The 23,400-nt window shown below is 64.7% G+C and carries 22 protein-coding genes and 1 tRNA gene; 11 read left to right on the forward strand and 12 right to left on the reverse strand.

Going from position 1 to position 23,400, the window contains the following annotated elements; all coding sequences use genetic code 11:
* Window positions 1–9: 9 nt before the first annotated feature.
* The 12 genes from ML540_RS12780 to flgF all read right to left on the reverse strand — a co-directional run bounded on the left by ML540_RS12780 (window position 10) and on the right by flgF (window position 12,370).
* The gene (locus ML540_RS12780) at window positions 10–1,239 is read right to left on the reverse strand and encodes a cyclic di-GMP phosphodiesterase (RefSeq protein ID WP_243361673.1); all 1,230 of its coding nucleotides are present in this window, start codon (window positions 1,237–1,239) and stop codon (window positions 10–12) included.
* Between the two features lie 360 nt (window positions 1,240–1,599).
* Complete coding sequence (gene fliW, locus ML540_RS12785) at window positions 1,600–2,088, reverse strand: flagellar assembly protein FliW (protein ID WP_243361675.1); 489 nt, start codon at window positions 2,086–2,088, stop codon at window positions 1,600–1,602.
* Window positions 2,064–2,303 carry a carbon storage regulator CsrA gene (gene csrA / locus ML540_RS12790; RefSeq protein ID WP_243361677.1) on the reverse strand — a complete coding sequence of 80 codons (240 nt, stop codon included), beginning with the start codon at window positions 2,301–2,303 and terminating at the stop codon, window positions 2,064–2,066. The genes fliW and csrA overlap by 25 nt, the downstream gene beginning before the upstream one ends.
* A 72-nt stretch (window positions 2,304–2,375) precedes the next feature.
* Window positions 2,376–3,926, reverse strand: a complete 1,551-nt coding sequence (gene flgL / locus ML540_RS12795; RefSeq protein ID WP_243361680.1) for a flagellar hook-associated protein FlgL — start codon at window positions 3,924–3,926, stop codon at window positions 2,376–2,378.
* Between the two features lie 10 nt (window positions 3,927–3,936).
* A complete protein-coding gene (flgK, locus tag ML540_RS12800; protein ID WP_243361682.1) occupies window positions 3,937–6,060 on the reverse strand; it encodes a flagellar hook-associated protein FlgK in 2,124 nt (707 codons plus the stop codon).
* The gene (flgN, locus tag ML540_RS12805) at window positions 6,061–6,534 is read right to left on the reverse strand and encodes a flagellar export chaperone FlgN (RefSeq protein WP_243361684.1); all 474 of its coding nucleotides are present in this window, start codon (window positions 6,532–6,534) and stop codon (window positions 6,061–6,063) included.
* Window positions 6,535–6,545: 11 nt separating this feature from the next.
* Window positions 6,546–7,817 carry a peptidoglycan DD-metalloendopeptidase family protein gene (locus tag ML540_RS12810; protein ID WP_243361686.1) on the reverse strand — a complete coding sequence of 424 codons (1,272 nt, stop codon included), beginning with the start codon at window positions 7,815–7,817 and terminating at the stop codon, window positions 6,546–6,548.
* A gap of 1 nt (window position 7,818) precedes the next feature.
* Window positions 7,819–8,931, reverse strand: coding sequence for a flagellar basal body P-ring protein FlgI (locus ML540_RS12815; protein ID WP_243361688.1), 1,113 nt, complete (start codon window positions 8,929–8,931; stop codon window positions 7,819–7,821).
* 39 nt (window positions 8,932–8,970) lie between these two features.
* On the reverse strand, window positions 8,971–9,744 hold the full coding sequence (locus ML540_RS12820; RefSeq protein WP_243361690.1) for a flagellar basal body L-ring protein FlgH: 774 nt from the start codon (window positions 9,742–9,744) through the stop codon (window positions 8,971–8,973).
* A 15-nt stretch (window positions 9,745–9,759) separates the two neighbouring features.
* A complete protein-coding gene (flgA, locus tag ML540_RS12825) occupies window positions 9,760–10,770 on the reverse strand; it encodes a flagellar basal body P-ring formation chaperone FlgA (RefSeq protein WP_243361691.1) in 1,011 nt (336 codons plus the stop codon).
* A 9-nt stretch (window positions 10,771–10,779) separates the two neighbouring features.
* Entirely contained in the window at window positions 10,780–11,565 is a 786-nt protein-coding gene (gene flgG, locus ML540_RS12830; protein ID WP_243361692.1) for a flagellar basal-body rod protein FlgG, read from the reverse strand.
* A gap of 19 nt (window positions 11,566–11,584) precedes the next feature.
* Window positions 11,585–12,370: a flagellar basal-body rod protein FlgF gene (flgF, locus tag ML540_RS12835; RefSeq protein WP_243361694.1), complete on the reverse strand. Its 786-nt coding sequence runs from the start codon at window positions 12,368–12,370 to the stop codon at window positions 11,585–11,587.
* A gap of 203 nt (window positions 12,371–12,573) precedes the next feature.
* Here flgF and ML540_RS12840 point away from each other — a divergent pair.
* The 11 genes from ML540_RS12840 (at window position 12,574) to pnp (ending at window position 23,233) form a co-directional block, all read left to right on the forward strand.
* Window positions 12,574–12,649: transfer RNA gene (locus ML540_RS12840), tRNA-Gly, on the forward strand.
* A gap of 121 nt (window positions 12,650–12,770) precedes the next feature.
* Window positions 12,771–13,286, forward strand: a complete 516-nt coding sequence (locus ML540_RS12845; protein ID WP_243361696.1) for a ribosome maturation factor RimP — start codon at window positions 12,771–12,773, stop codon at window positions 13,284–13,286.
* A gap of 21 nt (window positions 13,287–13,307) precedes the next feature.
* Window positions 13,308–14,642 carry a transcription termination factor NusA gene (gene nusA, locus ML540_RS12850; RefSeq protein WP_243361698.1) on the forward strand — a complete coding sequence of 445 codons (1,335 nt, stop codon included), beginning with the start codon at window positions 13,308–13,310 and terminating at the stop codon, window positions 14,640–14,642.
* A gap of 28 nt (window positions 14,643–14,670) precedes the next feature.
* A complete protein-coding gene (locus ML540_RS12855) occupies window positions 14,671–14,868 on the forward strand; it encodes a DUF448 domain-containing protein (RefSeq protein WP_243361699.1) in 198 nt (65 codons plus the stop codon).
* The gene (gene infB / locus ML540_RS12860; RefSeq protein WP_243361701.1) at window positions 14,846–17,806 is read left to right on the forward strand and encodes a translation initiation factor IF-2; all 2,961 of its coding nucleotides are present in this window, start codon (window positions 14,846–14,848) and stop codon (window positions 17,804–17,806) included. Before ML540_RS12855 ends, infB begins: the two co-directional genes overlap by 23 nt.
* A 94-nt stretch (window positions 17,807–17,900) precedes the next feature.
* A complete protein-coding gene (locus tag ML540_RS12865) occupies window positions 17,901–18,188 on the forward strand; it encodes a DUF503 domain-containing protein (RefSeq protein WP_243361704.1) in 288 nt (95 codons plus the stop codon).
* 19 nt (window positions 18,189–18,207) lie between these two features.
* Window positions 18,208–18,552, forward strand: coding sequence for a 30S ribosome-binding factor RbfA (gene rbfA, locus ML540_RS12870; protein ID WP_243361706.1), 345 nt, complete (start codon window positions 18,208–18,210; stop codon window positions 18,550–18,552).
* On the forward strand, window positions 18,545–19,498 hold the full coding sequence (locus tag ML540_RS12875; RefSeq protein WP_243361709.1) for a DHH family phosphoesterase: 954 nt from the start codon (window positions 18,545–18,547) through the stop codon (window positions 19,496–19,498). Before rbfA ends, ML540_RS12875 begins: the two co-directional genes overlap by 8 nt.
* Window positions 19,499–19,570: 72 nt before the next feature.
* Window positions 19,571–20,503, forward strand: a complete 933-nt coding sequence (gene truB, locus ML540_RS12880) for a tRNA pseudouridine(55) synthase TruB (protein ID WP_243361711.1) — start codon at window positions 19,571–19,573, stop codon at window positions 20,501–20,503.
* A 49-nt stretch (window positions 20,504–20,552) separates the two neighbouring features.
* A complete protein-coding gene (gene rpsO, locus ML540_RS12885; protein ID WP_243361713.1) occupies window positions 20,553–20,822 on the forward strand; it encodes a 30S ribosomal protein S15 in 270 nt (89 codons plus the stop codon).
* A gap of 170 nt (window positions 20,823–20,992) precedes the next feature.
* The gene (pnp, locus tag ML540_RS12890) at window positions 20,993–23,233 is read left to right on the forward strand and encodes a polyribonucleotide nucleotidyltransferase (protein WP_243361715.1); all 2,241 of its coding nucleotides are present in this window, start codon (window positions 20,993–20,995) and stop codon (window positions 23,231–23,233) included.
* Window positions 23,234–23,400: the final 167 nt, after the last annotated feature.

The raw sequence follows: 23,400 nt of genomic DNA on the forward strand, positions 1-23,400 counted from the left end.
CGGGGAAAATCACGCCGCGCCCTTCAGGTAGGCATCCACGTGGATGCGGCACTCCTGGTTGCTCAGGCAATCGACCACGTGGGCGGCCCTGCGCCCTCCCCGCTCCTTGAGCAGGTCGATGTCGCGCGGCGTGCAGTAGCGGTTCTTCTCGTCCAGAATCACCCGGACCTTGGGGAACAGCAGGTTCTCCTGGTTCTGCTCGATGACGATGGCCTTGCGGCCGTTGTCCAGGACCACGATGGCCCCCACCGGATAGACGCCCACGAACCGTATGAAGTGGTCCGTCAGGGCGGGCGAGAACGACTTCCCCTTCAGGCTGAATATGAGGCTGACGGCCTTGTAGGAATGCACGGCCGGCCTGTAGCACCTGTCCGACGTGACGGCGTCGTAGGTGTCCACGATGCTTATGAGCGATGACGCCTTGCCGATCCTGTCGCCCGCGATCCCCTCGGGGTAGCCCCCTCCGGCATGGTACTCGTGGTGCTCGTAGGCCGCTCGGACGACATCCGCCGGGATGTCGCGCTGCTTGAGCAGGATGTCCCGGCTGTAGACCGGGTGCTTCATCATGACCATGGCCTCCGCCTGCGTCAGCTTTCCGGGCTTCTTCAATATGCGCGCGGGGATGAGGAGCTTGCCTATGTCATGGAAGAGCCCGGACAGTCCCAGGATCATCAGGTTGTCGCGCCCGAAGCCCAGGTGCCTGCCGAAGAGCACCGAGAGCATGGAGACGTTGAGGTTGTGCGTATAGGAGTAGTCGTCGAACTGCTTGAGCTTGGAGAGGAACTGCAGGGCGCCCCCCACCTCCTCGGCCTGCTTGATCACGTCGTCGATGAAGCCTTCGCACTCCTTCATGTCGATCTCTTTCGCGACCTTCAATCCGGACATGAACTCCCTGGAATAATTCAAAAAGCCCTTGTACTGCCTTTCCGCTTCCTCAAGCGCCAGGACAACGGCGTCGAAATTCACCGTGCCGTCTACCTCGGAGGGGCTGTCCGTGGTGACGGCGGCGAAGGGATTTTCCAGCTCCTTCTTGTAGCGGGGATTCCCGGTGAAAAACGTCCCTTTCTCCGTGTCCACGAACGCATCCGCATGGTTCGCCTCGGCGATCTCCCGGATGTCGTCAACGCCCGCGAGCAGGCGCTCGGCGAGATAGATGTTGGGATTGCCTTCCTGGGACAAGCCGGGGTTGGTGACATACATCCCTGGCTTGAGATTGGATACGGAGATTTTTACTATCATGGGTTTTTCGATCTATATCATACCTTGTCTGTCGGGATCAGTTGACCCCCACCAGAAGCATCAGGCCGCAAAACCCTTCGAGTATATTGGAACAGAAGACACGCTGAGGATTTCCGCCAGTCCACCACACGAGATCAATAGCACGGCTGGAGGCGGAACGCCAGATCGTCCGCGACGACCAGGCTGCGAGGATGAAACCGGGGACGCTCACGAAACTAAGTCTCGTCCGGCAGGCGTGGAGCCGGCCCCAGCGCCGCTGAAGGGCCAGCGGCGTCCTGGCCGGCATAAATCAAAAGGCCCTCCCGGAACGCCGGGAGGGCCTGAAAAATCGTCATGACGGGCAGTTGCCTTCTGCGCAGGTTACTCGGCGTCTTCTTCCGGTTTGCCCTTTTCCGCGGTTTCCAACGGGGAGTCGCCCGGCTTGTAGTGGCTGGGATATTTGGCGTCCACCTGGGGCACCTGCAACCCCACGCGGGCCTGCATGTTGATGACCACGGGGCCGGTAAGGTTCAGCGTGGTGTTCTCGGGCTTTCCCGGCGGGATGGTCACGGTGACCAGCACCAGCACCTGGCGGATATTCTCGATGCGCAGAAGCTTCCGCTCGGCGTCGCCGACAACCACGTCATAGTCCTGGATGAAGCCGTAAGGATCGGCCACAAGAAGGCCCAGGCGGGGATCGTTCATGCTTTGCAGTATCAGGAAGGGTGAATCTTCCTTGATCTTCAGCAAGGTGAATTCCCGCTCGCTCTCGAAGCCGATAAGGCCCCTGGGGAAATGCAGCACCCTCTCAGGAGGAATGCTCAATTTCCCGAGGCGGCTCTGGATCACTCGTTCTTGCTTTTTTGCCATAACGCCGCCGCTGCGAGAACGTCTTGTTGATCGGCCTCAAGGGCCATACGGTTCTGCTCCAGCACCCGCAGGTACACTTCTTCTCTGTATACCGGCATCTCCTGGGGTACTTCCAGACCGATCTTGATCTGCTTTCCCTGCACCCCAAGAACGGTGATTTTTATTTTGTCGCCCAAGTGGATGGACTCACCTGGACGACGCGTGAGTATGAGCATTCCCGCCTCGTATCCTTCCGATGCTGGGGCACCCTAGAGCGCCGTTTGATGCTTGTCAACGCATCCTTTGCTCTACAGATAGTTCATCAGGCTCAAATTCATGATCATGGATGTGGATTTGAGCACGGACTGATAGGCCAACTGTTGCTGGGCGAGCTTGGTCATCAGCTCCGAAATGTCCACGTCTTCAGTGTTGGAGAGCTGCGTCGTCTGGTTGTCCTTGAGGTTGTCCAGCACTCCGGAGGCCACCTGCAGACGGTTCTCGCGCGCGCCCACGTCGGCGGCGTAGTTGAGGACGGTCTGGCTGGAACTGCGCAGGTCCGCCAGGGACTGCTGCACGCCGGACTGGTTGTTGGTCTCCAGGAAGCCCACCAGCTTGCCCACGGTCTCGAAGAGGTTTGTGGCGTTGGAGTAGCCTGCGATGACCACGGGCCGGGCCGCGTTGCTGGCGGGGTCCTTGTAGATGCCGCCGAAGATGTTCTTGCCGATGCCGTTGACCGCGACGCGCTCGGTGGGGGAGATGTCGAAATTGATGAGCGCCTTGCGTGGGCGCACCACGAACATATTGCCCGCGAAGAGCTGGTTGCCGCTGTTGGAATGCAGGGTGAGCACGCCGCCGGGCAGGTTCAGGCTGGCCGCGCTGGCCATGGCGTCGGGCGTCGAGCTGTTGGATTGCCGCCAGCTCACGCCGCCGTCCAGGCTGTAGGAGTAGGAAACGTTGGAGGCCAGGGTTCCGGAGCTGTCGATGCGCACGATGACGTTGTCGCCGAACACGCCCTGGGCCGAGCCGGTCACGGTGGAGCCCATGCCGCGCAGAGGGTCGACCGAGATGTTGTCCTCGTCGTCGCCCTTGTACTGGGCGGTGGGGCGCACCCACATCCAGGTGCCGGAGGTGTCGTTGTAATTGGTTGCGCTGGTGGCCACCACGCTGGTGTTCCGGTCGAGTTCCAGGGTCACGCCGCCAAGCGACAGCTGGAACCTGCTCGGCGGGCCGGGGTCGCTCACGGTCCCCTGGGTCCAGGTGGAGCCGCCGTCGGTGGAATACCGGTAGGTGCTGCCCGCGGACAGAGTCCCCGAGGTGGTGAACTGCACCAGGGATGTGGTTTCGGCGAAGCCGTCGATCTTGTAGCCCGCGTTGGAGACCACGCCCTGCTGGTTGGTGGTCAACGCGAGGGTTTCGCTGTAAGGCGGGTCCGTGATCTTCTGCCCGGCGAAGATGCTGTTGCCGTTGAACTGGGTGTTGGCCATGCCCACCAGCTGCTTGAACAGCTGGCGGGCCTCGGAGGCGATCTGGGACCGGTTGTCGGCGGAAAGCGTTCCGGTGGCCGCCTGCTCGGCCAGTTCCTTCACCCGGGTGATGACCGTGTTCACCTGCACCATGGTGCTGTCGGCCAGGTTGAGCCAGCCGTTGGCCATGGAAATGTTGGTCTTGTACTGGTCGATGGCGGCCAGGCTGCTGCGGTCGTTCAGGATGCGGGTCATGCCCACGGGATCGTCCGAGGGCCTGTTGACCTTCTTCTGGCTGGCAGCCTGCATGTTGGACTCCATCAGCTGGGTCAGCGTGGAGTTCATGTTGTTCAGGCTGTTGGTATAGATCATCTGCTGGGCGACGCGATATCCCATGACGCCCTCCTTACTGCTTGAGCCCGAGCACGGTCTGCCACATCTGGTCGGCCGTGGAGATCATCTTGGCGGCCGCCTGATAGGAGTGCTGGAATTTCACAAGGTTGGACATTTCCTCGTCCAGGTTCACGCCCGACACTTCCAACTGGCGGTTGTTCAGGTCCTTGGCCAGCGAGTTCTGGTAGTCGTAGTTGAACTTGGCGTTCTCGGTGTCCACGCCCACCACGCCCACCAGGCTGCTGTAGTAGGCCGATATGGACTGGGAGCTGGGGGCGTCGAAGGTGGTGCGGATGGTCACGGCCTTCGTGCTGAGCCCGGAGATGTTGAGCGCCGTGAGGTTGTCGCCCGAGTTGGCCTCCCCCGCCCCGTTGATGTGCCCCGCGTTCAGGTAGCCCGTGTCGGACGCGCACTTGGCGTTGAGCACCATGGTGCGGGCCGTGTCGCCGTCGAAGAAGGTGTTGACCCCGAGCGCCGCCCACAGACCCGTGGCGTCGGTGCCGAAGCCGAAGGTGTATCCGGCCTTGGCGTTGATCTGCAGCTTGTTGTTGACCACGGTGGCCGTCAGGAAGTTGCCGAAGGTGTTGTTGACGGCCCCGGCCACGTCCGAAAGGGTGTGCAGGTGGGGGTTGAAGAGCTGCAGCCCGGCCGTGGACGTGTCGAAATCCAGGAAGCTGTTGGAGACCAGCTGGCCGGTGGCGGAATTGTAGATGTACATGGAGGACGCGCCGGAGGTGAGCTTCGAGGCGAAGGTCAGCCCTGAGGAGTCCGACCCCAGGGCAATGCTGGAGGACCTGGCCTGGTAGGTGCCGGTGACGTCGGTGAACATCTTGGTGCCCGCGCCCTGGCTGTGGATGCGGTTGGTTTCCCAGATGATGGTCTTGGCCAGGGCGTCCAGGCGCTGCTTGTAGCGCCCCACGTTGTAGTCCCTGAGCTGGAACTCGCCGGCGAGGCTGCCTCCCACCACGCGGGTGGGGTTGTCCTGGCCGTTTGAATAGATCTGGGGCGTGATGTTGATGGGCGTGGACGCCGACTGATACCAGAACAGGCCGGTCTTGGGCACGATGGTGAAGGTGTCGCCCGCCTGGAGCTGGCCGGTGGGGGTCAGGTCCGAGTTGGAGAGCTGGCCGAAGTAGATCTTCAGGTTGCCCACCTGGGTGGACAGGCTCTCGGGGCGCGCGGAGAAGGTCTTGATGGCCCCGGAGTCGCTGCGCAGCCACGTCTGGCCTCCATCAAGCGAAACCTGGTACTGGGCGGCGGAAGCGCCGGAAGAGACATCGCCGCCCTGCACCACCCGCACGGTGTACTCGAAATCGTCGGAGCCGGAGAAGGAGACGTTGCCGTCGAACGCCGAGCCCGGAGTCAGGTTCTTGATGACCTTGTTGGTTTCGAGCTTGAGTTCGTAGGTGTTCACGCCGTCCACCAGGGTGTGCCCGGCCTTGTCGGTGATGGTGATGTTCTGGCCGCCGTTGTCGATCATGTTGATGTCCATGATCTGGGCCAGGGCGCGGACCTTCTGGGCGCGCTGGTCGTAGAGGCCGTTGGCGTTCTGGGAGGTCGGGTTGTCGTGGATGGCCAGCTGCTTGTTGATGCCCGCGATGTCCTGGATCAGCTGGTTGGCCTGGCCCACGTCCTGGGTGATGTAATCGTTGGCCTGCTTCTGGGCGGTGTCCAGGTCCGAGGCGGCCTGGTGGATGATGGACATGAGCGTCTGGGTGTCGGACACCACGTTCTGGCGCTGCGGGTAGTTGGACGGATCCAGGCTCAGGTTCTGCCAGTCCTGGAAAAATTTGGTCAAGGCGTCGGATATGCCGTTGGCGTTGGCTTCGTTGAAGGTGGCCTCGACGGTGCTCATCATCTGGTTGAGCATGTTGTAGCGCTCGGCCGAGGAGGCCTTTTCGTTGTAGGAGCTCTCGATGAACTTGTCGAACATCCTCTGGATTTCGGTCACCTGGACGCCGGTGCCCAACTGGCCAGGGGAGGTGTCGATGTAGATGTCGTCCGAGAAGACGACGCTCTGGCGCGAATATCCAACGGTATTGACGTTGGCCACGTTCTGGCCGGTGACCTGGATGCCTACCTGGGAGGCGTTCAGGGCCTTCTGGCCGATATTGAGCAGTGATTCGATGCCGGGCATTTACAGGGCCCCCCTCAACATGGCCGGGGCGGGCTTGGTCTTGGCGAACACGCCCTGGCGACCATAGGAGTGCTTCACCGGAGTGAGCTTATCCTTGAAGAAATCCACGTACCCGCTGGACTGGTCGTACAGGGCCAGGGCCAGGGTGTAGCTCTTCTCGGCCTGCTTGGCGCAAACCTGTTCCAGGCGGTCGATCTGATCGAGCAGCGCCTGGGCCTTGCCCCACTGTTCGCCGAAGAGTTCGGAAAGATCCGCCAGGCGGGCAGCGCCGGGGTTCACTTCGCGCACCATGCGCCGCACGTCCTGGCGCTCGACCATGAGCTGGCGCATGAGTTCGTGGATGGAGAATTCCAGCGCGCCCACGGACTGGGGCCTGAACTCCTTCAGGTGGGTAAACTCTTCCTCCTGAAGATGGTTCAACACTTTCAGGGCCTGATATTGCCGGGAAAGATTTTCCAGAATGCGCTGGGTCATGGCGATCTCCCTTAGAGGACCGGAACCGCTACTTCAGGTTCCGGGGCGGCCGCGAGCCTTGCTCCGCCTAGTTTCGACGGGTCCACCGCCCTGTCGTCCACCCGCACCTCGAAGTGCAGGTGCGGCCCGGTGGCCCTGCCCGTCTGACCGACTTGTGCAAGTACCTGACCAGCCTTCACCGCCTGCCCCACCGCAACGGCGTTGCCCTTGTTGTGGCCGTAGAAGCTGCGCGATCCGTCGGCGTGCTCCACCACCACCAGGTTGCCGTAGCCGTGCATCTGGCCGGAGAAGGCCACCGTGCCGCCCTTCCAGCAACGCACCGGAGTTCCCTCGGGCGCGGCGATGTCCAGGCCGCTGTGCCAGGCGCGCTGCCCGGTGAAAGGATCCTTGCGCCAGCCGAAATCCGAGCTGACCTCGCCGTCCACGGGCCAGTACGAGCCCTGCGCATCGGCCAGTTTGGCGTCCTCGCCGACAAGGTACTGCGCCCCGGGAGCGCCCAGATGCTGGGAAGGAGTTCCCTGGAGGGAACTCGCCTGGGTGCGGCCCGCCGCGGCCGGAGCCTGGGGATTCGCCGCTCCGGGCGTCGCGGACGGGGCTCCCCCGGAAGCCGTGCCCGGCTTGAGCGCCTCGGGGGCGGGAATGGTCTGCTGTCCGCCGGAGAGCCCCTGGGGCCTGAGCGCATTCATCAGCTTGTCGCGCAGTCCCTGGCCGAGGCGCTTGGGGTCGGCCTTGACGGCCATGCTGTCTGAGGAGGACATGCGCAAGCCCTGCTGGGAGGCCGGCCCGGCCACCCGCTGCTGGGATTTGGCCGTAGCGCTCATGGCCAGCTGGCGCTGCATGAAATCGGCCAGTCCGATGCCGCCCTGTTTGGTGAGGGTCTTGGAGAGTTCCTCGTCGAACATGGAGACGTACTGGTCTTCCTGGGAGCTGTGCAGCAGGCCGTCCTTGGGCACGGTCTTGCGCATCTCCTTGATCATTTGGCCGATGAACACGGACTCGAAGCCCTCGAAGGCTTCCCGGGCCTTTTTCTCCTCGCTGGGACCGGGGTTCATGCGCTTGTTCTGGGCCTGCACGGTGAGCGTCCTGAGGGCTTCGCCCTCCATGCCGGCCTGTTCGGCCTTTTCCGGGGTCACGGATTCGAGAATCTTGCCGAAGGCCTTGGCCGGAGCCTTCCCGGACGTCTGCGCCGCGCCCAGGCGCGAGGCCAGCCCCTGGGCCCGGGACGCGTTGCGGGCGTCCGTGGCTAGGGATGCCTGGGCGGCGATGTCCGGGGTCAGGCTCATGTTATATGACCTCCAGGTCGGCCTGCAGCGATCCGGAGGCCTTGAGGGTCTTCAGGATGCTGATCAGGTCGCGAGGGGTGGACTTGAGCACGTTCAGGCCCTCCACCAGCTCCTGCAGGGTGGCGCCTTCCACCATGCGCAGCTGGCGGTTCTCCTCGCTGGTGGACACGTTGGTCTGCGGCGTGACCACGGTCTGCGCTCCCACCGGGGCGAAGGGCAGCGGCTGGGACACGTCGGCGGATTCCGACACGGTGATCTGGAGGTTGCCGTGGGTCACGGCGGCGCGGGTGAGCTTCACGTTGAGCCCCACCACCACGGTGCCGGTCTTCTCGTCCACCACCACCTTGGCCTTGTTGTCGGTGGTGATCTCCAGGTTCTCGATGGTGGCCATGAGCGGCACCATGTTGCCCTTGAACTGTTCGGGAATCTCCAGCTTCACGGTGGAGGCGTCCACGGCGCGGGCGAGCCCGCCGCCCAGGGTCTGGTTGATCTTCTTCACCACGGACATGGCGGTGGTGAAGTCGGCGTACCCCAGGTTGATGGTCAGGTCGTGCTGGCCGTTGAAATCGAAGGGAACAGAGCGCTCGACGTTGGCCCCGCCGGGGACGGAGGCCACGGTGGTGACGTTCTTGGTGGCCGAGGCCGCCGCGCCCGACGCCTGGTAGCCGCCGACGGCCACCGGCCCCTGGGCCAGGGCGTAGATCTCGCCGTCGACGCCCTTCATGGGCGTCATGAGAAGCACGCCGCCAACCAGGCTGGAGGCGTCGCCGAGCGACGACACGGTGACGTCGATCTTGGAGCCGGGCCTGGACGTGGCGGACATCTGGCAGGTGACCATGACCGCGGCCACGTTGGCCGGGCGCAGGGTCTTCTTGTCCACGCGCACGCCCATCTTGTCGAGCATGTTCCATATGGACTGGATGGTGAAGTCGGACCCGCGCTTGTCGCCCGTACCGCCAAGGCCGACCACCAGGCCGTAGCCCACCAGCTGGTTGGTGCGCACGCCCGAGAACGAGGCCACGTCCTTGATCCTGGCCGCCCGCCCCTCCCCGGAGCCCAGGGCGGCCAGAATCAGGGCCGTCAGCAGCAGTATGGAAAATCTTCGCCTGTACATGGGATGCTCCGTAAGCCGTGGTCCCCTCCCCCGAGCGGACTAGAACGGCCAAATGTTGTCCAGAATCCTCGAGAGCCAGCCGGGTTTCTGACGGTCGGCCAGGACGCCCGTGCCGTACATGTCGATCTGGGCCTCGGCTAACGCCGAGGAACTGACGGTGTTGTCCGGACCCACGTCCATGGGGCGCAGAAGCCCGCGCACAACCATGATCTGGGTGTCGTCGTTGACGCGCACCTGGCGCGCGCCTTCCACCTGCATCACCCCGCCCGGGAGGATGTTCACCACCCGGCACCCGATGGTGTAGGTGACCGAGGACGAGCGGTCGGTTTCCCCGTCCGAGTCGAACTGGTTGTTGCGGGTGGTGCTCACCACGGGAGCGCCAGTGCCCACATAGCCCTTCATGCCGACCGCTCCGGCGATGTCGAGGCCCGTGGCCCCCTTGATCATGCTGTTGCCCGGTATGGGGGTGATGGAGTGGTTGGTGAAATAGTTGGCCACTTCCATGTCCGTGGTGTTCTTGCCGTTGGACTTGGTCTTGGACTTGTTCTTGGCGTCGGACTTCTCGATCACGTTGACCATGACGATGTCGCCGATGCGCCTGGCCCGGTTGTCCTCGTACAGATAGTTGGGCTGGGCCGCCTGGGAATAGAGCGACCCGGGGTTGCTGACCGGGGACGGAGCCTGCATCACCGGCGGCGTCAGCGAGGACATGGGGTTGGGCTGCTTCTGGGCGGGCGGCGCGCAGGCGGCGCTGGTGGCGGCCAGGGCGCACACGGCCCAGGCGGCCAGGCGCGATGTCTTGTTCGTGTTCATGTGATGGTTCCTCCGCTACCTGGCCAGGACGGTCTTGGAGTCCTGAACCATGGCGACCAGTTCCCTGCCGCTTTGCACATTGCGTACCGTTATTTGGCCGCCCTTGGCTCCGTCGGTGACGGCGGTCACGGGCATGACCAGATGGATGCTCTTGCCGTTCCACAGGCAGACCACCTGCTCGCCCTTGAGGATGGCGGGCATGGGCTCCAGGGTCTCGGAGGTGAGCGGGGTTCCCTGGTTAATGGAGCCCTTGACCCGCATGGGGGTGGGGTCCGAGGCGTTCCAGGGGGTGCCCTTCACGTAGGCCAGGTTGCGCCGCTCGAACGTCACCTTGTCCGAGCCGAGCGAGCCTTCGCGCATGTTCAGGGGACGCGAGGCCACCGGGATCACCTTCCACACGTTGACGAAGGCGTTGGCCGCGATCTGCCTGAGAACCTTGCCGTCCAGGTTGGAGATGGAAAGGCGCAGGTTCACCCGGCCGGGGACCATGTTGCCCACGCCCTCGACGGTGACGCGCTCGAGCTCGTCGTCTACGAACAGCTGCCCGGGCAGGGAGATTTCCTTCACCTCGATCTCGCCGTCCTGCCCTGTCATGTTGGTCGTCAGAAAATCGACGATCATCCGTTCCACGTCGCTTCCGGCCACCGGTTTTCCGCCGCCCTTCTTGAGCACCACCTGGTCGGGCACGTGGAAGTTGCCCTCGGCGTTGGGGAAAAGCTTGTCCAGATCGTCCAGGATCTTCTTCTTGGAGAGCGTGATCTGCCCCTCTCGGCCCGGGAAGGGCCACAGGGGAGTGGCTGCCAGGATGCGCCAGGTCTCGGGATCGATCTGGCCCACGGGCTGGGCGATCTCGCCCAGCATCACCCGGTCGCCGGAAACGGCCGCGGCCGGGGCGATCTTGAGCTTCCAGTCCATGACGCCGGCCCCGAAGGACGAACTTGCGGCCAGAAAGGCCAGCAGGGCGCAGAATCCGGCCAGGAGATAGCCCACGCGGCGTATGGGAAGGTTTTCTCGCGACATGGTCATCCCCCGCTCTTACCGCTTCAGGTTGGCCGCGGTCTGAAGCATGGCGTCCGCGGTGGAAATGCTCTTGGAGTTGGCCTCGTAGGCGCGCTGGCCCACGATCAAGCCCACCATTTCGTCCACCATCTGCACGTTGGACATCTCCAGGAATCCCTGCACCAGGGTTCCGGCGTTCTGGTCGCCGGGGATGAGCTCCTGGGCCGCGCCCGAGGCGTCGGAGATCTGGTAGACGTTTTTGCCCAGGGCCGTGAGGCCGGGAGGATTTATGAAGGTGTAGACAGGGATGTTGGCCGTGGTCAGGACGTTGCCCTGGTTGTCGGTGGCGCTCAGCACCCCCTTTTCGGTGATCACCACGTTGGTGGCCTGCTGGGGGATGGTGATGGTCGGCTGCAGGGTGTAGCCGTTGGCGTTGACGATGGTGCCGTCCTGGTTGAGCTTGAAGGAACCGGACCGGGAGTAGACGTCGTTGCCGGACGGGTCCTGGAGGCGGAAGAAGCCCTGGCCCGAGATGGCGATGTCCAGCTGGTTGCCGGTGTTCTGGAAGTCCCCCTGCTGGAAGAACTTGTGCACCGTGGTGGGGCGCACGCCCATGCCCACCTGAAGGCCGGTGGGGAGGCGCGATCCGCCGGCGTTCTCGGTTCCGGCCACGTTGAGTGTCTGGTACATCAGGTCCTCGAACTCGGCCCGGCTCTTCTTGAAGCCCAGCGTGTTCACGTTGGCCAGGTTGTTGGACATGGTGTCTATCTGAAGTTGCATGGCCACCATGCCGGTGGTTGCCGTATAGAGTGAACGCATCATGATGGAGTGTCCTCCTTACTTACCGAGTCTCGCCGACCTGGCTGGTGACTTGCTTGTCCATGTCCTGGGAACTGGAAATGATCTTGGTGTAGGCCTCGAAGCTGCGGTGGGCCTCGATCATGCCCACCATCTCCGTGACCACCTCCACGTTGGGCTTCTCGATGAAGCCCTGGTTGACCGTGGTCCTGGTGCCGTCCACGGGGCGGGTGGCGGGCTGCGCGCCATTGGCCCCGGTGAAGAAGCTCTGGCCGACCTTCTGGAGTTCCTTGGTGTTCGCCACGTCCACGATGCCGAGGGTCCCCACGACCTGGTTGTCCACCAGGATCTGGCCTCCGGCGTTGACGGACACCACCTTGCCGTCGGGAATGTTTATGGTTCCCGACTCGCCCAGCACCGGGTAGCCCTGGTTGGTCACCAGCTGCCCCTGGGCGTTGCGGTAAAATTGACCGTTGCGGGTCAAAAACTGGCCCTCGGGCGTCTGCACGCGGAAGAAACCGGGACCGGAAAGCGCCAGGTCGAAGGTGTTTCCGGTGGTCTCGAGACTGCCCTGCGTCATATCCACGGTCTGCTCGGCCAGGCGGGGCTTGGCCACGATCAGGGGGCGCGGCAGAAGGTTCTTCTGTTTGAGGTCGTTGCGGGCGTCCGGCGCGTAATCGGAGGCCATCCGCTGGAACACGTCCTGGAACGCGACCTTGTCGGCCTTGTACCCGGCAGTGTTGGCGTTCGCCAAATTATTGGCGATGATGTTGAGACGCGTTTCGTTGCTGAGTGCCCCGAATAGCGCGCTGATTGAGCTTTGCTGCATGGCGGTGCTCCTCCTCGCCGGAGGGATGAGCAGGAAGCGTGCCAGACGGTCGTTCGCCGGAAACCGACTCGCGCGGACGATCCCGGCCTCGGATTTCGTCACTTCTCTTATAAGGATGAGGATTATTTCCGGCCGGAGAGGATGGAATCCCCGCAAATCACTTGACACCCACCCCAATGTGCATAATATGAAGGACTTTGCGAGCGGGTGTAGCTCAGTTGGTAGAGTACAAGCTTCCCAAGCTTGGTGTCGCGAGTTCGAATCTCGTCGCCCGCTCCAAAAAAATCCTCATGACGTCGGGGTTGCCCCCGGCGATTACAGGGGTGGGCCAATCGGTTCGGTCCACTTTTTTTTTATTATGACCCAAGACAACGAAAAAGTGCTCACCAGGATTCGGGAATTGACCCAACCCTTCGCCGAAAGCCTCGGTCTCTCCTTGTGGGGAATCGAGATCGCCGGAGGTTCGGGGCGTCCCGTCCTGCGCATCTACATAGACGGCCCCGAGGGGGTCGACGTGGAGCAGTGCGCGAAGGTGAGCCGCCAGCTCGCAGTGGCCCTCGACGTCGAGGAGCTCATGCACGGAGCCTACGACCTGGAGGTCTCCTCCCCCGGGCTCGAACGCCGCTTCTTCGAGCTTTCCCAACTCGCTCCCTACGCGGGCCAGGAGCTGGACGTGACCCTGGCCGAGCCGCTCTCAGGCCGCAAGCGCTTCAAGGGGACCCTCGCTTCCCTGGACGGCGAGGTGCTGACCCTCGAGTGCGAGGGGGCCGTCGTCAGCTTCCCCTGGAGCGACGTGTCCAAGGCCCGGCTGGTGTATACTTTCGAGACGCCCGAGGAGTCCAAGGCGAAAGCCAGGGCCAAGGGCAAAAAGACTTTCAAGGCTGACAAACCGGCCCCGCGCGACGACGGCGCGTAGGCGGCATCCGGAGGACCTTATATGGGCATGGAGCTTCGCAAGGCCATTGACCAGATCAGCAAGGACCGCGGCATCGACCGCGACCTGCTCATCGACACCCTCGAGGAGGCCGTACGCTCCTCGGTCGCCAGAAAGTTCGGCGAGCACATGGATATCGAGGTCAGCTACAACGACGAGGCCGGCGAGATCGAGGTCTTCCAGTTCAAGATCGTGGTGGACGAGGTGGAGGATCCCCTCTCCGAAATCACCCTGGAAGAGGCCCGCGAGGTCGATCCCAACGTCCAGATGGACGACGAGCTGGGCTTCAAGCTCAAGGTCGAGGACCTGGGCCGCATCGCCGCCCAGTCGGCCAAGCAGGTGATCATCCAGCGCATGCGCGACGCCGAGCAGGAAATCATCTACGAGGAATACAAGGACCGCAAGGGCGAGATCGTCTCCGGCATCGTGCAGCGCCGCGACCGGGGCGGCTGGATCATCAACCTCGGCCGCACCGAGGCCATGCTCCCCAAAGAGGAACAGATTCCCCGCGAGCGCTACAAGCGCGGCGACCGCGTCCAGGCCTACATCATCGAGGTCCTGCCCAGCGGGCGCGGACCCCAGATCATCATTTCCCGCACCCACCCGGACTACATGGCCGCGCTCTTCAAGCGCGAGGTGCCCGAGGTGTCCGACCAGACGGTGCGCATCCTGGGAGTCGCCCGCGACCCCGGTTCGCGCGCCAAGGTGGCAGTGTCCTCCAAGGACCGCGACGTGGATCCGGTGGGCGCTTGCGTGGGCGTGCGCGGCTCGCGCATCCAGAACATCGTGCAGGAGCTGCACGGCGAGCGCATCGACATCGTGGTCTGGCATCCCGAGATCGCCAGCTACGCCGCCAACGCCCTCTCGCCAGCGCGCATCACCCGCATCATGGTGGACGAGGACGAGAAGACCCTCGAGGTGGTGGTGCCCGACGACCAGCTCACCCTGGCCATCGGCCGCAAGGGCCAGAACGTGAAGCTGGCCGCCAAGCTTTTGGGCTGGAAGATCGATATCTTCACCGACTCGCGCTACTCCGAGCTCAACGTCGCCCGCAAGGGCATGGAGCAGCTCGCCAGCGTGGCCGAGATGAACATGGAGAACTTCCTGGCCGCCGGGTTCGACACCGTGGCCATGCTGGCCGAGGCCGAAGACGACGAGCTCGATCGCATCGAGGGCATGACGCCCACCAAGCGCGACCATCTGCGCGCCGCCATCAGGCTGCTGCTGCCCGCCAAGCCCGCCGAGGAGGAGACCTCCGAGGAAGCCGGGGACGAAGAGGCGCAGGCCGGTCAGGCCGTGGAGGAATCCGTTGCGGAAGACGACAAGCCCGGAGAATAACGATTACCAGGGACCGGTGCGCAGCTGCATGGTCTGCCGCGCCCGGTTCCCCAAACATGAATTGACCCGTCACGTGTGGCGGGGTGAGTGGACGCCCGACAAGGCGTATATCCTGCCCGGAAGGGGCTACTACTGTTGCGCGGGGGAAGCATGCATTGCCAAGTTCCCCAAACGCGCCGCCACCGTGAGGAAAGGCAAGGGGGATGGCAAACGTGACGAAGCTTAGAGTCCGAGACCTCGCCAAGGAGCTGAGGGTCAGCAACAAGGACATCTATCAGGCCCTCAGGGAGCTTGATATCCGTGTGTCCAGCGACATGGCCACCCTGGAGGACGACCAGGCCGTCCAGGTACGCTCCAAGATCAAGCAGGGTCTGTCGAAATCCGAGGTGGTGCAGAGCCATTCCCAGCCGGGAGTGGTGGTGCGCCGCCGCCGCGCCAGTTCGCCCCATGCCGAGCCGGAAGCCGCAGCCGAGGCCCCGCAGGCTTCTCCCGCCTCCTCCCCCGAGGCCGTGGAAGAGCCCGCTCCCGCCCCGGAAAAGGCCGCCCAGCCCAAGCCCCGCAAGCGCATGGTGGAAACGCCTCCCGCCAGGATCATTTCCCAGCCGGAGCCCGAGGCCGAACCGGAACCCAAGCCCGAGGCCGAAGAGCTGCCCGTGGTCTACGAACACGAGTTCGCCCAGGCCGCCGCGCCCGAGGTCTCCGAGCCCGCTCCGGTGGAACCCGTGGCGTCCGCGCCCGAGGTTTCCGAACCCGCCGAGGCCCCGGCCGCCACAACGGCCGAGCCTGTCTCCGAGGAAGCCCCTGCGCCCGCGGCCGCGTCCGCTGAAGAGCCCCAGGCCGAAGCCGAGGCGCCCGCAGCGGCCGCCGAAGGCGCGGAGCCCGAGAAGCGCGTCAAGAAGCCCAAGCGCGAGGTTCCCATCGGCCCGCAGGTGCGCATCATTTCCATGCCCGAGCCCCGCGCTCCCGAACCGCCCCGCCCCGCGGGCCAGCGTCCCGCCGGCCCCGGTGGTCCTGGCGGTCCCGGCCAGCGCCCCGGCGGCCCCGGACAGCGTCCGGGCGGCCCCGGCCAGCGTCCCGGCGGCCCCGGTGGTCCCCGTCCCGGCGGCCCCGGCCAGCGCCCCGGAGGTCCCGGCGGTCCCCGACCCGGCGGCCCCGGCGGCTTCGACCGCCCGCAGCCCGCTCCCGTGCCCGAATCCGACGACCGCAAGCGCCGCAAGGACAAGCGCGTCGTGGAGTTCGGCGGCCAGCCCGCGTCTGATGACGGCGGGCGCAGAGGCGGCAAGAAGCACGTCGGCGAGATCCAGGATCGCACCGGACGCGGCGGCAAGCATCACAAGAAGAAGAAGGGCGGCGACCAGGTTGCCCAGATCATGGCCGCCCAGGCGCAATCCCAGCCCCAGAAGGCCGTCAAGCGCAAGATCCGCATGGAGGACGCCATCCGCGTCTCCGAGATGGCGCGCCAGATGAACCTGAAGGCCCAGGACCTCATGAAGGTTCTGCTGTCCATGGGCATGATGGCCACCATCAACCAGTCCCTGGACTACGAGACCGCCGTGCTGGTGGCCGCCGAGTTCGCCTACGAGGTGGAAAAGGTCGGCTTCGACGAGGATCAGTTCATCGACATCGAGGCGGCCGACTCTCCCGAGTCCTTGCAGTCGCGTCCTCCGGTCGTGACCATCATGGGCCACGTCGACCACGGCAAGACCTCGCTGCTGGACGCCATCCGCTCCACCAACGTGGTCATGGGCGAGGCCGGCGGCATCACCCAGCACATCGGCGCCTACCACGTGACCACCCCGCGCGGCGACGTGGTCTTCCTGGACACTCCCGGCCACGAAGCCTTCACCGCCATGCGCGCCCGCGGCGCCAAGGTGACGGACATCGTCGTGCTGGTGGTCGCCGCCGACGACGGCGTCATGGACCAGACCCGCGAGGCCATCAGCCACTCCAAGGCCGCAGGCGTGCCCATGGTGGTGGCGGTCAACAAGATCGACAAGCCCGGAGCCGAGCCGGACCGCGTGAAGCGCGAGCTGGCCGATCTGGGCCTGGTGCCCGAAGAATGGGGCGGCGAGACCATCTTCGCCTACGTGTCCGCCAAGCAGCGCCTTGGCCTGGACGAACTGCTGGAGATGATCATCCTGCAGGCCGAAGTGCTGGACCTCAAGTCCAACCCGGACAAGCGCGCCAAGGGCCACATCATCGAGGCCAAGCTCGACAAGGGCCGGGGCCCCGTGGCCACCGTGCTCATCGAGGAAGGCACGTTGCGCCAGGGCGACGCCTTCGTGTGCGGCCTGTTCTCGGGCCGCGTGCGGGCCATGTTCGACGACCAGGGCCGCAAGATCAAGGACGCCGGACCGGCCATGCCCGTCGAGGTGCAGGGCTTTGAAGGCGTTCCCGAAGCGGGCGAGACCTTCAGCTGCGTCGAGGACGAGAAGGTCGCCCGGCGCATCGCCGAGACCCGCCTGGCCAAGCAGCGTGAACGCGAGCTGGGCAAGGCCACCAAGCTCACCCTGGAGACCTTCCTGGCGTCGCGCGGCGAAGCCGAGGCCCAGGAACTCAAGCTGGTGGTCAAGGCCGACGTGCAGGGCTCCCAGGAGGCCATCACCGAGGCCCTCAACAAGCTCTCGGGCGAGAAGGTCAAGATCCGCATCATCCACGCGGGCACTGGCGCCATCACCGAATCCGACGTCATCCTGGCCAGCGCCTCCGAGGCCGTCGTCATCGGCTTCAACATCCGCCCGTCCGTGAAGGTGAAAGAGATCGCCGAGCGCGAGAACGTGGACCTTCGCTTCTACGACATCATCTACAAGCTGGTGGACGAGATCCGCGCGGCCATGTCCGGCATGCTGGCTCCGGTGTTCAAGGAGCAGTACCTGGGCCAGGCCGAGGTGCGCCAGACCTTCAGCGTGCCCAAGATCGGCCTGGTGGCCGGCTGCGGCGTCCTGGACGGCAAGATCACCCGCAACGCCCAGGTGCGCCTGCTGCGCGACGGCGTGGTGGTCTACACCGGCAAGCTCGCCAGCCTCAAGCGCTTCAAGGACGACGTGAAGGAAGTGACCAAGGGCTACGAGTGCGGCATGGGCTTGGAGAACTTCAACGACGTGAAGGTCGGCGACGTGATCGAAGCCTTCGAAACCGTCGAAGAGAAAGACACCCTCGATTAATACCACCGGGCCTTTGGGGAGTCCGCCCGCAAAGCGGACTCCCCAAAGGCCCTGAATTTTTTATCGGCCCTGCGGCCCGCGTCCGAGCGCAACCATGGTCATCGGCGTGCTCTCCCTGGAATTCCGCCTGCACGGCAACGACTCCCTCAAAGGGAAGCGGTCGGTGGCGCAACGCCTGAAGATGAAATTGCGCAACAAGTTCAACGTGGCCGTAAGCGAAATCGCCCATCACGACGTGCTCGATTCCCTGGCGCTGGGCGTTGTCACGGTGAGCCCGGACGCCAAGCACGCCCAGGGGTTGTTGCAGAAGGCGCTCAACATGGTGGTTGCCGCCGACGAAGCGGAACTTATATACGACGACATCGAGCTCATCGGGCAATGACGCCCGCACAGGATATTTCATGCCGAGCCAGAAAGAAGGCCCTTCCCGCCGCTCCATCCGCATGTCGGACCAGATCATGCGCGAGCTGGCGCTCATGCTCACCGAGGAAATCCAGGACCCGCGCCTGGAACTGGTGACCATAAGCGGCGTGCGCCTCAATTCCGACCTCTCCGTGGCCACCGTGCTCTTCACCATGCACGGCGACGCCGCGCGCATAAAGGCCGCCAAGGACGCGCTCTACCACTCCAAGGGCTTCTTCCGCTCCAACCTGGGACGGCGGATCAAGACCAAGTTCGTCCCCGACCTGCGCTTCGAGCACGACGACTTCCTGGAGACCATGGTCTATGGGCAGCCCCATGCGTGACCTCGCCGCCGCCATCGCGGCCGGATCGCGCTTCCTGGTGGCCTCCCACGCCAGCCCCGACGGCGACGCCATCGGGTCCATGGCGGCCATGGGGCACCTGCTGGGGGCGCTTGGCAAAGAGGCCGTGCTCTACAACATTTCCGGCATGCCCGAGCACCTCTCCTGGGTGGACATGCCCTCGGCCATCCTGACCGAACTGCCGCAGGACGGCTTCGACTGGATCATCGCCCTGGACTGCGGCGACGACCGCCGGGGGGGCAAGGCCCTTCAGGACGCCATGGCCTCGCACCCGACCATGGTCATCGACCACCACGTCGCCAACCCCTGCTGGGGCGCGCTCAATTGGGTGGAAATGGACCGCTCCTCCACTTGCGAGATGGTGGCGGCCCTGGCCCGGGAACTGGGCCAGGAACTCACCGGCCCCCTGGGCGAGGCCGTATACCTGGGCCTGGTCACGGACACCGGGCATTTCAGCTTCAACAACACCAGCCCCCGCTGCATGGAGATGGCCGCGCACATCATAAGCCTGGGCCTGGACCAGGCGAAGATGAACGAGCTCATCGAGAACCAGTGGTCCCTGGGCCGCTTTAAGCTCTGGAGCGAGGTTCTGGGCTCCCTGGCCCTTCATTTCAATGGACAGCTCGGGGTGATTCGCATAACCAGCGAGCAGCTTTCCCGTCTCGGGGCCACCGCCGAGGACTGTGACGGCCTGACCAACTTCGTGCTGCGCATCAAGGGCTGCAAGGCTGCCCAGTCGCTGCGCGAGGACAAGGCGGGCTCGCTCAAGCTGTCCCTGCGTTCGGTTTCGTCCGTGAACATCCAGCCCGTGGCCGCCGCGTTCGGCGGCGGCGGGCACAAGTGCGCGGCCGGGGCCAACCTTTCGGGCTCCTTCGACGAGATGGAACCGCAGCTCATCAAAGCCTTGGGCAAGGTCCTCGCGGCCTAGCCGGGCAAAATTTTTCGTTCAGGACAATTGCCTCAGCCAGGCGTTGCCCCGGACACGGCATCAAGGTATTTCGTGAACGAGACGCACAAGGACCAAGCCCCCCGCCCGCCCCAGATGCACGGCGTGCTGGTGCTGGACAAGCCGAACGGGCCCACGTCGGCGCGCTGCCTGGAAATGGTGAAGCGCCGCCTGGGTCAGCGCAAGATCGGCCACGCCGGCACCCTGGACCCCATGGCCACGGGCGTGCTCGTCGTGCTCCTGGGCGAAGCCACCAAGATCGCGGGCTTCGTGACCGAGGGGCAGAAAGTCTATACGGGCCAGCTGCTCCTGGGCCAGAACACCGACACCTTCGACGCCGAAGGCACGGTGACGGCCGAGGCCCCCTGGGAGCACATCACTCCCGAGATGGCCCGCGAGGCGGTGGACTCCTGGAAGGCCATGACCACCCAGGACATACCGCCCTACTCCGCCGTGAAGGTGAACGGCCAGCCTCTTTACAAGAAGGCCCGCAAGGGCGAAGAGGTTCCTGTCGTCACCAAGCCGGTGACAGTTTTCGAAGCGGAAACGCTCTCCTTGGAGCTTCCGCTGATAAATTTCCGGGTGAGGGTGAGTCCCGGCGCCTATGTACGCTCCCTGGTCCACAGCCTGGGGACGCGACTTGGGTCCGGAGCGCACCTGACACAACTCATCCGGGAGTGCAGCCATCCCTTCGGGATCGCCGAGGCCGTCCAGTTGGACGAGCTTCTGGAAAACCCCGAACGGCTGGCCCAACGGGTCATCCCGCTGGCAGACGCCCTTCCTCACTGGCCGAGGCTCGCCCTCTCGCCCGAACAGGCGAAAAAGGTCAGGGACGGCAAATGGCTCTCGCTTGCGGAACTGCCCGGACCGGAGACGCGGGTCATGCTCGCCGATCCCATGGGTCAACCGGTGGCCCTGGCCGAACCCCAGGACCGGGATGGCGCGAGGCGCTGGGCGATCATCCGGGGACTCAACACCCCCGCCTGAACGCTCGCGGCAATCGTGCCCCAAACAAGACAAAACGGAGGATACCGCTGTGGTCATGACTGCTGAAACGAAGCTCAAGGTCATTGATGAGTACAAAACCCACGAGGGAGACACCGGCTCCCCCGAGGTTCAGGTGGCGCTGCTCACCAGCCGCATCAACTACCTGACCGAACACTTCAAGGCCCACGCCAAGGACTTCCACTCCCGCACGGGCCTGCTCAAGCTGGTCGGACAGCGTCGCAAGCTGCTCAACTACTTGAAGAACAAGGACGTTAGCCGTTACCGTACGCTGATCGCACGGCTCGGCATCCGCAAGTAACGTGCCTTACCGGCCGGTCCGGCTTGCCCGGACCGGCCGTTTTCACGACGTAATCGGCCGACCCCGAACGTTATCCGCGCGCCAGCGCCCGGGAGCTGCAGTTCCCGGCCCCTTGCGCGCATATCACGTTCCGGGAAGGCCTCTGTTAAACACTAACAAAGAGGTATCATATGGGTCTTCTCGACAAAGCCACCAGGCTCGAACGAACAGTAGGACAAAATCCCATCATCATGGAAACGGGGCTCATGGCCAACCAGGCCGACGGCGCCGTGTGGGTGCAGTGCGGCGGTACCGTGGTGCTCGTCACCGTCTGCTCCCAGTCCCTTGAATTCGACAAGGGCTTCTTCCCCCTCACCGTCGAATACCAGGAAAAGCTCTACGCCGCCGGACGCATCCCCGGCTCCTACTTCCGCCGCGAAGTGGGCCGCCCCTCCGAGCGCGAGGTCACCGTGGCCCGCCTGATCGACCGCCCCCACCGTCCGCTGTTCCCCAAGGGCTACCGCGACGAGGTGCAGATCATCGCCACCGTGCTCTCCGCCGACGGCTACAACGATCCCGACGTGCTGGCGGTCAACGGCGCCTCCGCCGCGCTGCACATCTCAAGCGTGCCCTTCCTGGGCCCCATCGCCGCCGGGCGCGTGGGCTACATGGATGGCCAGTTCGTGCTGAACCCGCCCTACCAGGTCACCGCCGACCAGACCGAGCTGAACATCTTCTTCGCGGCCAGCCGCGACGCCGTGGTCATGGTTGAAGGCGGCGGCAACTTCGTCTCCGAGGAGCTCATCGCCGACGCCCTGGAATGGGGCCACCAGCAGGTGATGCCGCTCATCGAGATGCAGGAGGAACTGCGCGAGAAGGCCGGTAAGGCCAAGCAGATCTTCACCGCCCCGGTGGAGAGCGAGGAGCTCAAGGCCGTGGTCACCCAGGCCATCGGCGACGAGCTGGCCAAGGCCCTGACCATCGTGGACAAGATGGAGCGCCGCGCGGCCCGCAAGGTCCTGCGCTCCAAGGTGGTCGAGGCCGCCAAGGCCGCCTTCCCCGAGGAAGCCACCATCGGCGCCAAGGCTTCCGAGATGCTCGAAGGCATGGAAAAGAAGTTCATGCGCTCGCGCATCAAGGAAACCGGCACCCGCATCGACGGCCGCGACACCAAGACCGTGCGCCCCATCGAGATCATGGTGGGCCTGCTTCCCCGCACCCACGGCTCCTGCCTGTTCGCGCGCGGCGAGACCAAGGGCCTGTGCGTGGCCACGCTGGGCTCCACCGGCGACGAGCAGCGCATCGAGACCCTGGCGGGCGAGTCCTCCAAGCGGTTCATGCTGCACTACAACTTCCCGCCCTACTGCGTGGGCGAGGTGAAGCCCCTGCGCGGCCCGTCCCGGCGCGAGATCGGCCACGGCATGCTGGCCGAGCGCTCCATCACCCCGGTGCTGCCCGCCCCCGGCGATTTCCCCTTCACCCTGCGCATCATCTCCGAGATCATGGAGTCCAACGGCTCCTCCTCCATGGCCACCGTGTGCGGCGGCTCGCTTGCCCTCATGGACGCGGGCGTGCCCATCAAGGCCCCCGTGGCCGGCGTGGCCATGGGCCTGATCAAGGAAGACGACCAGTTCGTGGTGCTCACCGACATCCTCGGCGACGAGGACGCCATGGGCGACATGGACTTCAAGGTCGCCGGCACTGCCGAAGGCGTCACCGGCATCCAGATGGACATCAAGATCACCGGCATCCCCAAGGAAGTCATGCGCCAGGCCCTGCAGCAGGCCCGCGACGCCCGCCTGCACATCCTTGGCAAGATGAACGGCACCCTGTCCTCGCCCCGCACCGAGCTGTCGCCCTACGCGCCGCAGCTCACCGTGGTGGAAATCAACCCGGAAAAGATCCGCGAGGTGATCGGACCCGGAGGCAAGGTCATCAAGGCCATCACCGCCTCCACCGGCGCCTCCATCGACATCGACGACTCCGGCAAGATCTCCATCTTCGCCCCCACCCAGGACGCCATGGAGCGCGCCAAGGAAATGGTGCTCTTCTACGACCAGAAGGCCGACGTGGGCCGCAACTACCAGGGCAAGGTCAAGAAGATCATCGACTGCGGCGCGGTCGTTGAAATCCTGCCCGGCCTGGAAGGACTGGTGCACGTCTCGCAGCTGGACATCGGCCGCGTGGAGAACGTCACCGACGCCGTGGCCATGGGACAGGACCTGGAAGTGAAGGTCATCGCCGTGGAGCCCAACGGCCGCGTGCGCCTGTCGCGCAAGGCCGTGCTGCTCGAGGAGCAGGGCGAGACCATCGACCTGGCCGACTTCGCGGCCCCCTCGCGCCCGCGCGGCGACCGTGACCGTGACCGCGGCGGCGACCGTCGCGGCGGCGATCGCGGCGGACGCGGCGGCGACCGTGGCGGACGCCGCTAGGACCGCCTGGCGGAGTGAATGACCAAGGGGGGCTTCGGCCCCCCTTTTTTATTTGCCTGACGGGGCTTCGCCCCGAACCCCACCGGGCTCCGCCCTGGACCCGCCAGGGGGATGATCCCCCGGGACCCTCCAATAGCTTCGCGGGCTTTACCGGCATGCCGGTAAAG

Source organism: Fundidesulfovibrio terrae, from assembly GCF_022808915.1.
In the GTDB taxonomy this organism is placed as follows: domain Bacteria; phylum Desulfobacterota; class Desulfovibrionia; order Desulfovibrionales; family Desulfovibrionaceae; genus Fundidesulfovibrio; species Fundidesulfovibrio terrae.

Excerpts from the sequence above, each read along its gene's own strand:
- ML540_RS12780 (WP_243361673.1), bottom strand. The coding sequence starts at position 1,239 with ATGATAGTAAAAATCTCCGTATCCAATCTCAAGCCAGGGATGTATGTC.
- fliW (WP_243361675.1), bottom strand. The coding sequence starts at position 2,088 with ATGGCAAAAAAGCAAGAACGAGTGATCCAGAGCCGCCTCGGGAAATTG.
- csrA (WP_243361677.1), bottom strand. The coding sequence starts at position 2,303 with ATGCTCATACTCACGCGTCGTCCAGGTGAGTCCATCCACTTGGGCGAC.
- flgL (WP_243361680.1), bottom strand. The coding sequence starts at position 3,926 with ATGGGATATCGCGTCGCCCAGCAGATGATCTATACCAACAGCCTGAAC.
- flgK (WP_243361682.1), bottom strand. The coding sequence starts at position 6,060 with ATGCCCGGCATCGAATCACTGCTCAATATCGGCCAGAAGGCCCTGAAC.
- flgN (WP_243361684.1), bottom strand. The coding sequence starts at position 6,534 with ATGACCCAGCGCATTCTGGAAAATCTTTCCCGGCAATATCAGGCCCTG.
- ML540_RS12810 (WP_243361686.1), bottom strand. The coding sequence starts at position 7,817 with ATGAGCCTGACCCCGGACATCGCCGCCCAGGCATCCCTAGCCACGGAC.
- ML540_RS12815 (WP_243361688.1), bottom strand. The coding sequence starts at position 8,931 with ATGTACAGGCGAAGATTTTCCATACTGCTGCTGACGGCCCTGATTCTG.
- ML540_RS12820 (WP_243361690.1), bottom strand. The coding sequence starts at position 9,744 with ATGAACACGAACAAGACATCGCGCCTGGCCGCCTGGGCCGTGTGCGCC.
- flgA (WP_243361691.1), bottom strand. The coding sequence starts at position 10,770 with ATGACCATGTCGCGAGAAAACCTTCCCATACGCCGCGTGGGCTATCTC.
- flgG (WP_243361692.1), bottom strand. The coding sequence starts at position 11,565 with ATGATGCGTTCACTCTATACGGCAACCACCGGCATGGTGGCCATGCAA.
- flgF (WP_243361694.1), bottom strand. The coding sequence starts at position 12,370 with ATGCAGCAAAGCTCAATCAGCGCGCTATTCGGGGCACTCAGCAACGAA.
- nusA (WP_243361698.1), top strand. The coding sequence starts at position 13,308 with ATGGGCATGGAGCTTCGCAAGGCCATTGACCAGATCAGCAAGGACCGC.
- ML540_RS12855 (WP_243361699.1), top strand. The coding sequence starts at position 14,671 with ATGGTCTGCCGCGCCCGGTTCCCCAAACATGAATTGACCCGTCACGTG.
- infB (WP_243361701.1), top strand. The coding sequence starts at position 14,846 with ATGGCAAACGTGACGAAGCTTAGAGTCCGAGACCTCGCCAAGGAGCTG.
- ML540_RS12865 (WP_243361704.1), top strand. The coding sequence starts at position 17,901 with ATGGTCATCGGCGTGCTCTCCCTGGAATTCCGCCTGCACGGCAACGAC.
- rbfA (WP_243361706.1), top strand. The coding sequence starts at position 18,208 with ATGCCGAGCCAGAAAGAAGGCCCTTCCCGCCGCTCCATCCGCATGTCG.
- ML540_RS12875 (WP_243361709.1), top strand. The coding sequence starts at position 18,545 with ATGCGTGACCTCGCCGCCGCCATCGCGGCCGGATCGCGCTTCCTGGTG.
- pnp (WP_243361715.1), top strand. The coding sequence starts at position 20,993 with ATGGGTCTTCTCGACAAAGCCACCAGGCTCGAACGAACAGTAGGACAA.